We start from the raw sequence: 14,489 nt of genomic DNA, 5'->3' as shown, positions 1-14,489 counted from the left end.
AGTCGGCTGGCGGCCATGCCGACAGCAGAACGGCGCCTTGCGGCGCCGTCTGCATCCCCATCAAGTGATGCGCGCTCGCCTCAGGGGCGAACCTTGGTGGCGCAGATGAAGGTCGCTGCCTGCTGCACGCGGCTGATCGCCCCCTGGTCCTGCAGTTCGCGCAGATGGTCGTTCATGCAGCTCAGGTAGCCGAACCGGTTGCCCGCATTCTGCGTCCTGCACAGGCTGTTCTCGGCGGTGAGGTTGGCGCCGGGAATCAGACCGCCGGTCTCCACGGTGGGCACCAGCGTATTGCAGTTGCCCAGCCGGGTCAGGCCCTGGTTCAAGGTCCAGCCGATGTCGGCGAACATCGCCGGGGTCAGGTCGATGTTCAGATGCGCCTGCACCTCCGGTGTGTCGAACGGTTCCATCAGCGCATTCGGCTGCAGGTCGGTATCGAAGTGCGAGAAAGTCGAACCGCCGGCCACCACGCTGGGTGCGTACAACCGCGTGCGGCCCGCGCTGTCGGTGCCCTGCAGCAGCTCCGGATCCTCGTACAGCCCGGCCACCACGGCGGTGCTGCCTTTCAGGCGTGCACCGTCGGCCTGCGAAACCATGATCGCCGGGATGGTGATGTCGGTGATCGGCGGCGCCGCATTGCCCATGGTCTGCACGCCGGCGGCGTTGTTGGCTACGATCACGCCCACCGCACCATTGAGCTGGGCGTTCTTGACCTTGATGGCGAAGGCGCAGGTGCCACGGTCGATCAAGGCCACCTTGCCGGCCACTTCGGCGGCGTTGGCGAATGGCGTCTCGCAGCCATCGGTGGCCGATGCGGCCGCAACGCCATCGTTGACGGTCACCACCGCGCGCGCCGGGAAATTGCCTGCGGTGGCCAGTGGCCCGAAGCTGGCGAAGCCCACTTCGAACTTGCCGGCAGCGGTGCTGGGCGCGGTCACCTGCAGCAGGGTGCGCGGATCCAGGATCAGGGTCGCCTCGCGATTGACCCGGGTGCCGGCCCACACCGTACGGCCCGGCGTGCGCATCGCTTCGGCGCGCAAGGCGTTGGTCATGGCCGGGTCGTCGAAACGCTTGTTCTGCACGTTGTCGTAGGCTTGCGAGGTATACACGTCGGTCAGCCCGCTGCCCGAACCGAGCACGCCGGTGGTCTTGTTGAGGAAGCCGGCAGCGCCCAGGCCGTGGCCAATCTCGTGCATCACCACATTGAGGAAGTTGATCTGGCCTTCCGGGGTCTTGCCGTCCAGGCCCAGGTACCAGCCGGAGCCGGCCAGGCAGTCGTCCTTGCCCAGGTCGCCGTTGAACTGCGAGAACACGTCGGCCGGGTCGGCCGGATCCGGCACCAGGTCCTGTCCGGCGATCGCATCACCCAGCGCGGAGGGATACAGCGTGTTGGGTTTGGCGCCGGGGAAGTTGTTGACGATCCAGTTCGGCCCCGCCTGGCCCAGCGTGCCGCCGGTGGCGGTACAGGTCAGTCGCGCGAACGAGGCATAGACCTTGATCTCCACATTGCTCTGCAGCACCGCGCCCCACAGATCCATCGCGTACTGGTAGGCGATCCGGCGCTGCTCGCCGATCGAGCGGCCCGGATTGCCGCCCAGCGGCGTGGCGGCGGTGGGATCGTTCAGGCCCACCACGGTGCCGGCGTCGCCATTGATCAGCGTCACGTTGGCAGCCGATGCCTGTAGCGGCGCGAGCGCTGCGCCCACGGCCAGGGACAATAGCAACAAGGGCTTATTCATGCGGCAGCGCTCCGTGCTCGGCGTGGGCGGGTTGGGTGTCGGCGTCCTCGCCGTGTTCGATGACGATGCGGCCGTCGGCCTGACGGGTGGCGGTCAGCGAACTCATTTGCGTGGCCGGCAACTTGCGCGCCACGGTGCCGTTGGGCAGCCGACGGACAGTGGCCTGCGCGGCGGCTTCGCTCTGCGGCATCGCCGTGCGTGCGGCACGACCGGCTGCACTGCGGGCAGCGGAGGCAGCCTGTTGATCCAGTGCCGCGCTTTCGGCATCGGTCAGGGCGCGCAACTTGCCGGTGGCCGGATCGATACCGACCTTGGAACTGGCGGCGACCTCCTGGGCCCCGGCAATCGCCGGCAGGCAGGCAAGACACAGCATGCCGGACAACATCCATCCGGGCTTTCGAGAACTCATCATCGTTGGGGTTTCCTTGGGCCAACTGCAGAAAAGAACGCCGTATGACAACCGGGTTCGGGAGAATCCTTCCGTTTTAGTCTGTTCATGACTGAATCATGAATCAGTGACGAGTGTCAACCTTTTGACAGTCTGGGGTCATAAAAGCGAAGTCATGTGATGAAGAGCGTGGTTTCACACTTGCACTACGGCAAAGCCGGAAAAGAGCTGGCGACTTCCGTCAGAAATCCGACGTGGCGACATGCATGAGGGCGTGTCGTGTTTTCGGTTGCTCGCCTGGAACGGGGCGGCGGGTTAGCCAGGGCACGGACGCCGCGTGTCGCGGCCACATCGCCGCTGACCATGCATGGTTCGGATTCGCTGACCGGTCGGTGCCCCGGCGCGGATACGTCGGGCAAGGCGGCCGCGCAGAGCGGCGCCCTGCCATGCGGCAGGTTGCGATCCCGCAGCATTGGGCGGCCGGTCGCCACCGGTACCGGCAAGCGGCAGGGCAGGGCAGAAGCAGAGATTGCAGCAAGAGCGGGGTCGCAGATGCGCGCAGTCCCTGCGTACACTGCGCGTCCCGCTGCGATGGCCGGCAACCAGGGCTGCACGCGGAGTCCATCGCACCACTCAGGTCCCGCATGCACGCCGTCATCTATCACAACCCCGCCTGCGGCACGTCCCGCAACACCCTGGCGCTGATCCGGCATGTCGGCATCGAACCGCAGATCATCGAGTACCTGCAGCACCCGCCGAGCCGGCAGACGCTGCAGGCGCTGATCGCCGAGGCCGGACTGTCGGTGCGCGAGGCGATCCGGCAGAAGGGCACCCCGTATCTGGACCTGGGGCTGGACGACCCGGCGTTGGATGACGCCACGTTGCTGAGCGCGATGCTGGCGCATCCGCTGCTGATCCAGCGTCCCTTCGTGCAGACCCCGCTGGGCACACGACTATGCCGTCCCTCGGAACAGGTGCTGGCCGTGCTGCCGCCCGCCGGCAGCGGCTTCTGCAAGGAAGATGGCGAACCGGTGCTGGATGACTCGGGGCGGCCGGTCGGCGGCTGCATTCGGTCTTGAACGCCGCACGCCGCCTCGCTCACCTCGACGTACGCCACACGTTCTAAGATCGCGGCATCGTTTGCTCGGGAGCATCCGCATGATTCGCGAGATCATTCGCATGGGCGACAAGCGCCTGCTGCGCGTCGCGCCTCCGGTGACCGACCTCGGCAGCGCGGAGCTGCACGCGCTGGTGGCCGACATGTTCGAGACCATGGACGCCGCGCACGGCGTGGGGCTGGCCGCGCCGCAGATCGCCGTCGATCTGCAATTGATGGTGTTCGGTTTCGAGGCCAGCGCGCGTTACCCCGAGGCGCCGGCCGTACCGCGCACGGCGCTGGCCAACGCACAGATCGAACCGCTCTCGGACGCGATGGAGAATGGCTGGGAAGGATGCCTGTCGATCCCCGGCCTGCGCGCGGTGATTCCGCGTTATCGCCATATCCGTTACCGCGGCTTCGCGCCCGACGGTACGCCGATCGAGCGCGAGGCCGAAGGCTTCCACGCGCGTGTGGTGCAACACGAGTACGACCATCTGATCGGTCGCCTGTATCCCTCCCGCATCGAAAACTTCGACACCTTCGGTTTCGAGGACGTGCTGTCGTACGACCTGTAGTGGTTCCACGTGCCTTGCTGCCGGGCCCTTGCCCGCCCACCCTCGCGGGGCACGCTGCAAGCACGTCCTTGCAAGCGCTGACGCGGCATCCATGCCGTGCAAGGTCCCGCGACGGTGAGCGGGCAAGGACCGGTCGGATCGGTCGATGCGCAGGGTTTCGAAGCAGACAGCAACCAACGGCAACAGACCAGATCCCCGGCCGCTGACTCCATGAATCAAGAAGGGCGCCTTGCGGCGCCCTTTTCGTCCCACTGCTTCTTACTTCAGCGCCTTGAACCGCAAGCGCTTCGGGCCGGCATCGTCGCCCATGCGCCGCTTCTTGTCTTCCTCGTATTCGCGGTAGTTGCCCTGGAAGAACTCCACGTGCGAATCGCCTTCGAAGGCCAGAATGTGCGTGGCGATACGGTCCAGGAACCAGCGGTCGTGCGAGATCACGAAGGTGTTGCCGGGGAACTCCAGCAAGGCGTCTTCCAGCGCGCGCAGGGTCTCGATGTCCAGATCGTTGGACGGTTCGTCCAGCAGCAGCACGTTGCCGCCCTGCAGCAGGGTCTTGGCCATGTGCAGGCGCCCGCGTTCGCCGCCCGACAGCGAGCCGACCATCTTCTGCTGATCCTGGCCCTTGAAGTTGAAGCGGCCGATGTACGCGCGCGACTGGATCTCGGTGCCGTTGATGTTGAGGATGTCCAGGCCGCCGGAAATCTCCTGGAACACGTTGTGGTTGCCTTCCAGCTTGTCGCGGCTCTGGTCCACGTAGGACAGCTGCACGGTGGGGCCGACCACGATCTCGCCCGAATCCGGCTTCTCCTGCCCGGTGATCATCTTGAACAGGGTCGACTTACCGGCACCGTTGGGGCCGATGATGCCGACGATGGCGCCCGGCGGGATGATCATCGACAGGTTGTCGATCAGCAGACGGTCGCCGAACTTCTTGGAGACGTTCTTGAACTCCATCACCGAGTTGCCCAGGCGCTCGCCCGGCGGGATGAAGATCTCGTTGGTCTCGTTGCGCTTCTGGTAATCCTGCGACTGCAGTTCGTCCAGGCGCGCCAGACGGGCCTTGCCCTTGGAGCGGCCGCCCTTGGCGTTCTGGCGCGACCATTCGAGCTCCTTCTGGATCGCCTTCTGGCGGGCCTTCTCCTGGTTGTCTTCCTGCTTGAGGCGCTCGTCCTTCTGGGTCAGCCATTCGGTGTAGTTGCCCTTCCACGGAATGCCGCGGCCGCGGTCCAGCTCCAGGATCCACTCGGCGGCGTTGTCGAGGAAGTAGCGATCATGGGTCACCGCGACCACGGTACCGGTGTAGCGCGCCAGGAACTGCTCCAGCCATTCCACCGACTCGGCGTCCAGGTGGTTGGTCGGTTCGTCCAGCAGCAGCATGTCCGGCTTCTGCAGCAGCAGGCGGCACAGCGCCACGCGGCGCTTCTCGCCGCCGGACAGGTTGGCGATCTTCGCGTCCCACGGCGGCAGGCGCAGCGCATCGGCCGCCACGTCCAGCTGGTTTTCCAGGGTGTGCGCATCGCCGGCGGCCAGGATGGCTTCCAGGCGTTCCTGTTCCTTGGCCAGCGCATCGAAATCGGCGCCTTCCTCGGCATAGGCCGCATAGACCGCTTCCAGGGCGGCCTGGGCCTGCAGCACTTCGCCCACGCCTTCCTCGACCGATTCGCGCACGCTCTTGTTCGGGTCCAGTTCCGGCTCCTGCGCCAGGTAACCGACCTTGATGCCCGGCTGCGGGCGGGCCTCGCCCTCGAAATCGGTGTCCACGCCGGCCATGATCTTCAGTACCGTGGACTTGCCCGCGCCATTGAGGCCCAGCAGACCGATCTTGGCGCCCGGGAAGAAGCTCAGCGAGATGTCCTTGATGATCTGCCGCTTTGGCGGCACCACCTTGCTGACCCGGTTCATGGTGTAGATGTATTGCGACATGGGTGCTCCGTAGACGCAGGCAGCCCGCCGGCCAAGGCCGGAGGCGGCGGAAGAGGGATGCTATCGATTATACCGGCAAGTGCCTGGAGCCGCGGATGGGCACTGCCAGTTAAACCGCATCCCAGCTATGACCTGAATAGGCGATTTCGTAAGCGTTTTCAGCAAGAGGGCGTTAAGGCAGCCAGCGCCTTAATGAAATTGCGACATCGCAACCAGGAGCTGGCCATGAACCGCAAACGCATCGTCACCGTCGTGCTGTCTTCCATTCTGGCCTTGGGCGCCGTGGCCCCGGCAGCGGCTGACGACTGGGACCGCCGTCACGACCGCGACCGCCGTCACCACGACGATCGCCGCGACCACCGCCATTGGCGGGCCGAGCGCCACGACGACCGCCGTTACGACCGTCGCGAATGGCGCCAGGATCGCCGCGTCTATAGCCATGGCTACCGCGAGGGCTACCGGGACGCGCGCTACCGCGACCGCTACCGTCGCGGCTACACCTACGTACCGGCGCCGGTCTATTACGACGCTCCGCGCTATTACGGCGGGCCGCGTTATGTGCGTGGCCACCGCTATCACGGTCCGGTCTATGTGGTGAACGATTACGACCGCTACAACCTGCGCTATCCGCCGCGCGGCTACCGCTGGCAGCGCGACAACACCGGCAATTTCCTGCTGGTGGCCATCGCCACCGGCGTGATTGCCGACCTGGTCCTCAACAACTGAGGCAGCAGCAACCGAGGCGGCAGCGGCCGGGCAGGCCCGCCGCCGTGAGTCAGCCAGGCGACGGGCGCACTTCGGTGCGCCCGTCGCGTTTGTCACTCTCCTGGCGCAGCCTGCGCCAGTGCGCGCGGATTGGTCACCCGTACGCGAGGCGCTTACAATCGGCGGCCTCACTGGCCACAGCTGCCCCGGAGCTCTGCATGTTCTCGCGCGACGTTCGACTGGAAACCTACGACCCCGAACTGGCCAAGGCCATCGCCGACGAAGCCGGCCGCCAGGAGGATCATGTCGAGCTGATCGCCAGCGAGAACTACTGCAGCCCGCTGGTGATGGAGGCGCAGGGCAGCCAGCTGACCAACAAGTACGCCGAAGGCTACCCGGGCAAGCGCTACTACGGCGGCTGCGAGTACGTGGACATCGCCGAGCAGCTGGCGATCGACCGCATCAAGCAGGTGTTCGGCGCCGATTATGCGAACGTGCAGCCGCACAGTGGCTCGCAGGCCAACCAGGCGGTGTACTTCGCGCTGCTGCAGCCGGGCGACACCATCCTGGGCATGAGCCTGGCCCACGGTGGCCACCTGACCCACGGCGCCAAGGTCAACGCGTCGGGCAAGCTGTTCAACGCCGTGCAGTACGGCGTGAACGAACAGGGCCTGATCGATTACGACCAAGTGCAGCGTCTTGCCACCGAGCACAAGCCCAAGATGGTGGTGGCCGGGTTTTCCGCGTATTCGCAGAAGATCGACTGGGCCCGCTTCCGCGCCATCGCCGATAGCGTCGGCGCGTACCTGTTCGTGGACATGGCGCACGTCGCCGGCCTGGTCGCCGCCGGCGTCTATCCCAGCCCGCTCGAGCATGCGCATGTGGTCACCTCGACCACCCACAAGACCCTGCGCGGCCCCCGCGGCGGCATCATCCTGGCCAAGGGGGCGGACGAAGACCTGCAGAAGAAGCTGCAGTCGATCGTGTTCCCCGGCATCCAGGGCGGCCCGCTGATGCATGTGATCGCCGCCAAGGCGGTGGCCTTCAAGGAAGCGCTGGAGCCGGCCTTCAAGACCTATCAGCAACAGGTGGTCAAGAATGCCCAGGCCATGGCCAGCACGCTGATCGCGCGCGGCTACAAGATCGTCTCCGGCGGTACCGAAAACCACCTGATGCTGGTGGACATGATCGGCCGCGAGGTGTCCGGCAAGGACGCCGAGGCCGCGCTCGGCAAGGCGCATATCACCGTCAACAAGAATGCCGTGCCCAATGATCCGCGTTCGCCGTTCGTGACGTCGGGCCTGCGTCTGGGCACTCCGGCGATCACCACCCGCGGCTACCAGGAACAGGACAGCATCGAGCTGGCCAACTGGATCGCCGACGTGCTCGACGCGCCGACCGACGAAGCCGTCATCGCCCGCGTGCGCGAGGCGGTGACCGCGCAGTGCAGGAAGTATCCGGTGTATGGCTGAGATGCTGGCGCCCGGGATCCGGGACCCGGGACCCGCAAGAGCGGGCATCCCAGCCGCCATGCGTGCAGCCCCGCAACCGGGGCGCGATTCGTGTTTTGCCGGGTCCCGGGTCCCGGGTCCCGAGTCCCGGCGCTCCTGATGCACTGCCCCTTCTGCCAGCACAACGACACCCGCGTGATCGATTCACGCGTGTCCGAAGACGGCACCACGATCCGGCGGCGTCGCGAGTGCGAAGCCTGCGGGGAGCGTTTCAGCACCCTGGAAACGATCGAGCTGAAGTTGCCCACCGTGGTCAAGAGCGACGGCGCGCGTGAGGCGTTCGATGCACGCAAGCTGCGCACCAGCTTCGATCGCGCGCTGCAGAAGCGGCCGGTGGCCGAGGAGCAGATCGAGGCGGCTGTGCGTTCGGTGGTGCATCAGCTGCGGATGTCCGGCGAGCGCGAGGTCGGTTCGTTGCGGGTAGGCGAGTACGTGATGGCCGAGCTGCGCAAGCTCGATCACGTGGGCTACGTGCGCTTTGCCTCGGTCTACCGCAGTTTCCAGGACGTGGCCGATTTCCGCGAAGAGATCGAAAAACTCGAGCGGGAGCTTCCGGTCGGCAGCGAGCAGCTGCCGTTGCTGGAAGCGGCACTGGAGCGTGCCGGCAAGCCCGGCAAGCGCTGACGCCTGGTGCGCATCGCCCGTGTGGCGGAAGCACCGGAGCATCTGCCGGCCATCGCGCGGGCGCATGTGCAGGCGTTCGGCAGGTGGTCGCCGGACTGGAACGTTGCCGAGGCCTTGAACCAGCTGCGCAGCCATGCGCACGGCGATGCCATGGCAACGACGTGGGTTGCGCTCGATGGCGCGCAATGGCTTGGGTCGGTCAGCCTGCTGCACGCCGACGATGCGATCGACCGGCAGTGGTCGCCCAGATTGGCCTCGCTTTACGTCCGGCCGCAGGCGCGCCGGCACGGGGTCGGCCAGGCGCTGGTGGCACGCTGTGTGCGGGCCGCTGCAGACCTGCGCGTCGGCCGGTTGTACCTGTACTGCCTGCCGGAACTGGCGCCGTTCTATCGACGCCTGGGATGGCAAATACACACCGAAGTCGTACTTGGGCCAATGCAGGTCGTGGTGATGTGCATCGCGCCGCAGGAGACAGCACCGTGACCGATAGCGTTTGCGCCGTGACCGCCACCGCCGACGACCACCGCTGGATGGCGCAGGCCCTGCGCCTGGCCGAACGCGGTGCCTATACCACGCGGCCGAATCCAATGGTGGGCTGCGTGATCGTGCGCGATGGCGTCTGTGTCGGCGAAGGCTTCCATCAACGCGCCGGTGGTCCGCATGCGGAGGTGTTCGCGCTGCGTGCCGCCGGCGAGCATGCCCGTGGAGCGACTGCCTATGTGACCTTGGAGCCGTGCGCGCATTACGGGCGCACGCCGCCGTGTGCGCTGGCCCTGATCGAGGCCGGTGTCGCACGCGTGGTGGCGGCCATGGCCGACCCGTTCCCGCAGGTCAATGGCGGCGGATTCGCGCTGCTGCGCGAGGCGGGCATCGCGGTGACCACCGGCGTGCTGCAGGCGCAGGCGCGCGCGCTCAATCACGGGTTTCTGTCGCGGGTGGAGCGCGGCCGGCCATGGCTGCGGGTCAAGCTGGGGGCCAGCCTGGATGGACGCACTGCCCTGGCCAGTGGCGAATCCAAATGGATCACCGGTGCCGACGCGCGCGCCGATGTGCAGCGCTGGCGCGCGCGTGCCGGCGCGATCCTGACCGGCGCCGGCACGGTGCTGGCCGACGACCCGTCGATGACGGTGCGCCTGGGCGACGACACGCCGTGCGTGCCGCCGCTGCGGGTGGTACTGGATGCCGGCCTGGGGACGCTTGCCTGCGGCAACATCCGCCAGGGCGGTGCGTCGACGCTGTATCTGCATGGCGAAGCGGTGATGCCGCCGCAGCTGGAAGATGCCGAGTTCCTCGGCATGCCGCTGCACGGGGGGCGTTTCGACCTGGAGGCCGTGTTGGCTACGCTGGCCGGGCGCGGCATCAACGAGGTGCATGTGGAAGCCGGCGCCACCCTGAGCGGGGCGCTGCTGCAGGCAGGGCTGGTCGATGAGCTGCTGGTCTATGTGGCGCCGGTGCTGCTGGGCGATACCGCGCGGCCACTGTTGGCAGGGCTGCAGATCCCAACCCTGGCGCAGCGGCAACAGCTGCAATTGCTCGACTTTCGCCAGCTGGGGCAGGACCTGCGCCTGCGCTATGCGCCAGTGACGGCGGATTGATGTTCCAGCAGATGAATCCTCGCCAGACAGCCGCGATCCCGCCAACAAGAAGGCCCCGCATGCGGGGCCTTGGTATTGCGCTGATGCGATCGATCAGAAGCTGGCGCGCACGCCGACTCGGTACTGGTTCGCGTTGTCGATGAACTGGGCTTCGCCGACCAGGCCCCAGGTACGGGTGAAGTTGACCTGGCCGCCGAGGGTGCCGACGAATTCGCCTTCGTCCACGTCGCTGCCATCGATGTAGCCAGCCTTGATCCAGGCTTCGGTACGCGGCGAGGGCTTGCCGCGCAGGCCCAGGTTACCGAACCCCAGGGTGCTGGTATCGGAAGAATCGCCCAGCGAACGGTTGCCGCGGCGCAGGTCGGATTCGACCTTGGAGCGCAACACGCTGATGTCGGCGATGAACTCGACCCGCTCGGTCATTTCCTGGCGGTAACCGATGCCCAGGTTCGCCCGCTGCAGGGTGCCTTCGAGCACGAAGCCTGCGCCGAGGTTGAAGTCCTTTTCGGCGCGCTGGTAACCGGCGAACACGTAGACCGGTTCGGCGATCTGCCAGGAGCCGAGGATGTAGCCACCGTCCAGGTCATCGGAATCGCTGTTCACGCTGATCTCGGTACGGTTCCAGCCGCCTTCCACGTAGCTGTAGCTCAGGCCTTCGGCGGACGCAGCGAACGGTGCAGCAGCCAGCAGGGCTGCCAGAATGAGGGTGTTGCGCATGGGGTGCTTCTCTCCAGTGATATCCGTAAGTCCATCCCGTTGCGGGACGGAGGGCGACGTCTCCCGTCGCGGCGCGCAATTTAACAGAACCTTCACAATACTGGCTATGGGGAAATCCCTGACATGACGCAGCGTCCTGCCAGCGGATGTCTCGCAGACAGCGAACGCCCCTCACGGCGCTGGTAGACTCTGCCGGCCGGTCCTCCGGCACTCACGAACGTCTTCAGGGCGGGGTGCGATTCCCCACCGGCGGTAGGCATGTGCACACGTGCGAGCCCGCGAGCGCTTCGCCGCCGATCCGCCCCGTGCGGGCACGGTGGAGAAGGTCAGCAGATCCGGTCCGATGCCGGAGCCGACGGTATAGTCCGGATGAAAGAAGACGGCCAACGCGCAGCCTCGCGGCGGCGCGCGCGCCCGTTTGCTTTGCCTGGTGGCGTTTTTCGCTCAACTCCTGCGAGAAACGACAATGTCCTTGCATCACCCGCTCCGCCTTGCCGCATGCAATCACTGCCCTTCAGTCGTGCAGCTTTCGCTGCAGGAGGGGGCACGCTGATGTTCACCGGAATCATCGAAGGCGTCGGCCGCCTGGCCGCGCGCGCGCCGCAGGGTGGCGATGTGCGCTTCACCTTTGCCACTGGCAGCCTGCCGTTCGACGCCGTGCAGTTGGGCGAGAGCATCGCGGTCAATGGCGTCTGCCTGACCGTGATCGCGTTCGACGCCGGCAGCTTCCAGGCCGATGCCTCGACCGAAACCCTGGCGCTGACCACGCTGGGCGCGTTGCCCGAAGGCGCCGTGCTGAATCTCGAACGCGCCATGCGCCCCACCGACCGGCTCGGCGGCCATCTGGTCAGCGGGCATGTGGATGGCCTGGGTCAGGTGCAATCGGTGCATGGCGATGCCCGCGCGCAGCGCTGGCGCTTCAGCGCGCCGGACGCGTTGCTGCGCTACATCGCCAAGAAGGGCTCGATCTGCGTGGATGGGGTCAGCCTGACCGTCAACGAAGTGGACGATGCCGGCTTCGAGGTCGCCCTGATCCCGCACACGGTGGCGCATACCGCGTTCGCCGCCACTGCGATCGGCGCGGCGGTGAATCTGGAGATCGATCTGGTGGCGCGCTATGTCGAACGCCTGCTCGGCACGCGGGGTGCGGCATGAAGTTCGCGCCGGTCCCCGAGCTGATCGCCGAACTGCGCGCCGGGCGCATGGTGGTGATCGTCGATGACGAAGACCGCGAGAACGAGGGCGACCTGATCATGGCCGCCGAGCTGGTCAAGCCGTCGGACATCAATTTCATGGTCACCCACGCGCGTGGTCTGGTATGCGTGTCGCTGACCCGCGAGCGCTGCGCGCAGTTGGGCCTGGCGCCGATGGTGCGCAACAACACCGCGCAGTTCCAGACCAACTTCACCGTCAGCATCGAGGCGGCCGAGGGCGTGACCACCGGCATCTCCGCCTACGACCGCGCGCATACCGTGCGTACCGCGGTGCGTCCGGATGCCAAGCCGCAGGATCTGAGCCAGCCGGGCCATATCTTTCCGCTGATTTCCCAGCCCGGTGGGGTGCTGACGCGTGCCGGCCACACCGAAGCGGCCAGCGATCTGCCGATGCTCGCGGGCCTGGAACCGGCCGGGGTGCTGGTGGAAGTGCTCAATCCGGACGGCAGCATGGCGCGCCGTCCGCAGCTGGAAGTGTTCGCGCGCGAGCATGGGTTGAAGATGGGGTCGATCGCCGACCTGATCGCCTACCGCCTGGCCAACGAGCATACCGTCGAGCGCGTGGACGCGCGCGAGATCGCCACCGAGTTCGGGCCGTTCCAGCTGGTGACCTATCGCGACCGCATCGCGCACGACCTGCACTTCGCGCTGGTGCGCGGCACTCCCGATCCGCACACGCCCACGCTGGTGCGGGTGCAGGTGGAGAATCCGCTGGCCGACCTGCTGCACTGGCAGCGCGAGGACTTCGGCGTCGCTGCCACCGACGCCTTGCGCGCCATCGCCGCCGAAGGGCAGGGCGTGATGGTGGTGCTGTCGGCGCCGCGCGACGGCGAAGCGCTGTTGGCGCGCCTGCGCCAGCAGCCCGAAGCGGCCGCCAACGCCAAGGACGTGAGCCAGTGGCGGCGTAACGGCGCCGGCGCGCAGATCCTGGCCGAACTGGGCCTGGGCAAGTTGCGCGTGCTGGGCACGCCGCGCCGCCAGGTCGGCCTGGCCGGCTTCGGGCTGGAAGTGGTGGAATATCTGGAGTGCCATCCCGGCGAAGGCATGCGCCCGGTGCCGCCAGGCGCGATGCCGTAAGACCGCGTGCGCTCACGCGGGCGCCAGGGACCATCAGGCAGGCATGCGCCCGGTATCTCCACCGCCACGCGCAGTGCCACACGCCAAGCGTGCGCCCGGCCCGGTCGTGCGCGATGTGCGGTGGTGGGTCCTCCCGCGCCGGCGTTGCCGTCGCGGCGTTGCATCGGTGGCGCCAGGCACGGTCTGGCGCTGCTGCCCGGCCCGGTGCCCTTGGGCGCAGCGGCCGGCGGTGCCGCCGCCACATGCGCATCGTGGCCATGCCAGGGCCTCAGGCCGCCAGGCCGGGCCTGCTTGTGCCGCTGTCTACGATCCCTGGCCGGGGGCTGGCCCCGGCAGCTGTTAAACTTGCCGCCCCCTCGAGTTGCCGACCCGCATGACCCACTACGAAGGCGATCTTCGCCCCACCACCGCGCGCTTTGCCATCATCGCCAGCCGCTGGAATGCCCGTATCACCGACGTGCTGGTCGCCGGTGCGCGCCAGAGCCTGGCCGGCAACGGTATCGGCGAGGACGCCATCGACGTGGTCCGCGTGCCGGGCGCGTGGGAGATTCCGGTGGCCGCCAATCGCGTGGCGCAGTCCGGCCAGCACGGTGCCATCATCGCGCTGGGGTGCGTGATCCGTGGCGATACCCGCCACTACGAACATGTGGCCGACCTGTGTGCCGAAGGCCTGATGAGCGTGCAGTTGCAGACCGGGGTGCCGGTGCTCAACGGCGTGCTGGCGGTCGAACGCGTGGAGGATGCCGAAGCGCGTGCCGGTGGCAGCCACGGCAACAAGGGCGAGGAATGCGCGCTGGCGGCACTGGAACTGGTGAACCTGATGGAGGCGTTGCCATGAGCAGGTCCGGTGGACACGCCCGTCACGGCCGTCGCGACGGTATCGACCCGGTGCTGCGTTCGCGCGCGCGTCGCCGTGCCTTGCAGGCGGTGTATGCATGGCAGATCTCTGGCGGCTTCGCCAAGCAGGTGATCGCCCAGTTCGCGCACGAGCAGGCGCATGAAGTCGCCGATCTGGCGTACTTCGAGAATCTGGTCGATGGCGTGATTGCCCATCGCGCCGAACTGGATACCGCGCTCACGCCGTATCTGGACCGCGGCGTGGAAGAGGTGGATGCGATCGAGCGTGCGGTGCTGCGGCTGGCCGCCTACGAGCTGCTGTACCGGCAGGACGTGCCGTACCGGGTGGTGATCAACGAAGCGATCGAAACCGCCAAGCGCTTTGGCTCCGAACATGGCCACACCTATGTCAATGGCGTGCTCGATCGCGCCGCGGTGGAGTGGCGCAAGGTCGAGTCTGGCGCCTGAAACGCCGGGATTCGGCCACG

15 protein-coding genes and 1 riboswitch are annotated in these 14,489 nt (G+C 67.1%); of the genes, 11 read left to right on the top strand and 4 right to left on the bottom strand.

What is annotated here, in order from left to right:
- Nucleotides 1–80: 80 nt before the first annotated feature.
- Both LL964_RS02740 and LL964_RS02735 read right to left on the bottom strand, forming a co-directional pair.
- Nucleotides 81–1,739: a PA domain-containing protein gene (locus LL964_RS02740; protein WP_104584966.1), complete on the bottom strand. Its 1,659-nt coding sequence runs from the start codon at nucleotides 1,737–1,739 to the stop codon at nucleotides 81–83.
- Nucleotides 1,732–2,151, bottom strand: a complete 420-nt coding sequence (locus LL964_RS02735) for a post-PEP-CTERM-1 domain-containing protein (protein WP_146092301.1) — start codon at nucleotides 2,149–2,151, stop codon at nucleotides 1,732–1,734. The genes LL964_RS02740 and LL964_RS02735 overlap by 8 nt, the downstream gene beginning before the upstream one ends.
- A gap of 620 nt (nucleotides 2,152–2,771) precedes the next feature.
- On the opposite strand from LL964_RS02735, the gene arsC reads away from it, so the two are divergent.
- Together arsC and def are read left to right on the top strand one after the other, a co-directional pair.
- Nucleotides 2,772–3,206 (top strand): arsenate reductase (glutaredoxin), encoded by a 435-nt coding sequence (arsC, locus tag LL964_RS02730; protein WP_104584962.1) that lies wholly within the window; start codon nucleotides 2,772–2,774, stop codon nucleotides 3,204–3,206.
- A 79-nt stretch (nucleotides 3,207–3,285) separates the two neighbouring features.
- Nucleotides 3,286–3,801: a peptide deformylase gene (gene def, locus LL964_RS02725; protein WP_104584961.1), complete on the top strand. Its 516-nt coding sequence runs from the start codon at nucleotides 3,286–3,288 to the stop codon at nucleotides 3,799–3,801.
- Between the two features lie 258 nt (nucleotides 3,802–4,059).
- Here the strand turns inward: def and ettA are convergent, their stop codons facing one another.
- Nucleotides 4,060–5,721, bottom strand: coding sequence for an energy-dependent translational throttle protein EttA (gene ettA / locus LL964_RS02720; RefSeq protein WP_104584959.1), 1,662 nt, complete (start codon nucleotides 5,719–5,721; stop codon nucleotides 4,060–4,062).
- A gap of 225 nt (nucleotides 5,722–5,946) precedes the next feature.
- Here ettA and LL964_RS02715 point away from each other — a divergent pair, with 225 nt between their 5' ends.
- From LL964_RS02715 to ribD, 5 genes are all read left to right on the top strand, one after another.
- Nucleotides 5,947–6,447: an RcnB family protein gene (locus LL964_RS02715; protein ID WP_104585575.1), complete on the top strand. Its 501-nt coding sequence runs from the start codon at nucleotides 5,947–5,949 to the stop codon at nucleotides 6,445–6,447.
- 197 nt (nucleotides 6,448–6,644) lie between these two features.
- The gene (glyA, locus tag LL964_RS02710) at nucleotides 6,645–7,898 is read left to right on the top strand and encodes a serine hydroxymethyltransferase (RefSeq protein ID WP_104584957.1); all 1,254 of its coding nucleotides are present in this window, start codon (nucleotides 6,645–6,647) and stop codon (nucleotides 7,896–7,898) included.
- 138 nt (nucleotides 7,899–8,036) lie between these two features.
- Nucleotides 8,037–8,561: a transcriptional regulator NrdR gene (nrdR, locus tag LL964_RS02705; protein ID WP_104584955.1), complete on the top strand. Its 525-nt coding sequence runs from the start codon at nucleotides 8,037–8,039 to the stop codon at nucleotides 8,559–8,561.
- A 6-nt stretch (nucleotides 8,562–8,567) separates the two neighbouring features.
- Nucleotides 8,568–9,044 (top strand): GNAT family N-acetyltransferase, encoded by a 477-nt coding sequence (locus tag LL964_RS02700; RefSeq protein WP_104584953.1) that lies wholly within the window; start codon nucleotides 8,568–8,570, stop codon nucleotides 9,042–9,044.
- 17 nt (nucleotides 9,045–9,061) lie between these two features.
- A complete protein-coding gene (gene ribD / locus LL964_RS02695) occupies nucleotides 9,062–10,156 on the top strand; it encodes a bifunctional diaminohydroxyphosphoribosylaminopyrimidine deaminase/5-amino-6-(5-phosphoribosylamino)uracil reductase RibD (protein WP_104585573.1) in 1,095 nt (364 codons plus the stop codon).
- A 93-nt stretch (nucleotides 10,157–10,249) separates the two neighbouring features.
- On the opposite strand, the gene LL964_RS02690 is transcribed toward ribD, so the two are convergent.
- Entirely contained in the window at nucleotides 10,250–10,873 is a 624-nt protein-coding gene (locus LL964_RS02690) for a hypothetical protein (protein ID WP_104584951.1), read from the bottom strand.
- Between the two features lie 215 nt (nucleotides 10,874–11,088).
- A riboswitch (FMN riboswitch) is annotated at nucleotides 11,089–11,258 on the top strand.
- Nucleotides 11,259–11,425: 167 nt separating this feature from the next.
- Between LL964_RS02690 and LL964_RS02685 the strand changes: the two genes are divergently transcribed.
- The 4 genes from LL964_RS02685 to nusB all read left to right on the top strand — a co-directional run bounded on the left by LL964_RS02685 (nucleotide 11,426) and on the right by nusB (nucleotide 14,469).
- Nucleotides 11,426–12,028 carry a riboflavin synthase gene (locus LL964_RS02685; protein ID WP_104584949.1) on the top strand — a complete coding sequence of 201 codons (603 nt, stop codon included), beginning with the start codon at nucleotides 11,426–11,428 and terminating at the stop codon, nucleotides 12,026–12,028.
- Nucleotides 12,025–13,164, top strand: a complete 1,140-nt coding sequence (gene ribB, locus LL964_RS02680) for a 3,4-dihydroxy-2-butanone-4-phosphate synthase (RefSeq protein WP_104584947.1) — start codon at nucleotides 12,025–12,027, stop codon at nucleotides 13,162–13,164. The genes LL964_RS02685 and ribB overlap by 4 nt, the downstream gene beginning before the upstream one ends.
- A 373-nt stretch (nucleotides 13,165–13,537) precedes the next feature.
- The gene (gene ribH / locus LL964_RS02675; protein WP_104584945.1) at nucleotides 13,538–14,002 is read left to right on the top strand and encodes a 6,7-dimethyl-8-ribityllumazine synthase; all 465 of its coding nucleotides are present in this window, start codon (nucleotides 13,538–13,540) and stop codon (nucleotides 14,000–14,002) included.
- Nucleotides 13,999–14,469: a transcription antitermination factor NusB gene (gene nusB / locus LL964_RS02670; RefSeq protein ID WP_104584943.1), complete on the top strand. Its 471-nt coding sequence runs from the start codon at nucleotides 13,999–14,001 to the stop codon at nucleotides 14,467–14,469. The genes ribH and nusB overlap by 4 nt, the downstream gene beginning before the upstream one ends.
- Nucleotides 14,470–14,489 lie beyond the last annotated feature (20 nt).

The sequence above is a fragment of the Xanthomonas melonis genome (genome assembly GCF_020783655.1).
Classification (GTDB): Bacteria; Pseudomonadota; Gammaproteobacteria; order Xanthomonadales; family Xanthomonadaceae; genus Xanthomonas; species Xanthomonas melonis.
The sequence above is the reverse complement of the archived record's forward strand: the minus strand, read 5'-3'. Positions and strand labels throughout refer to the sequence as shown.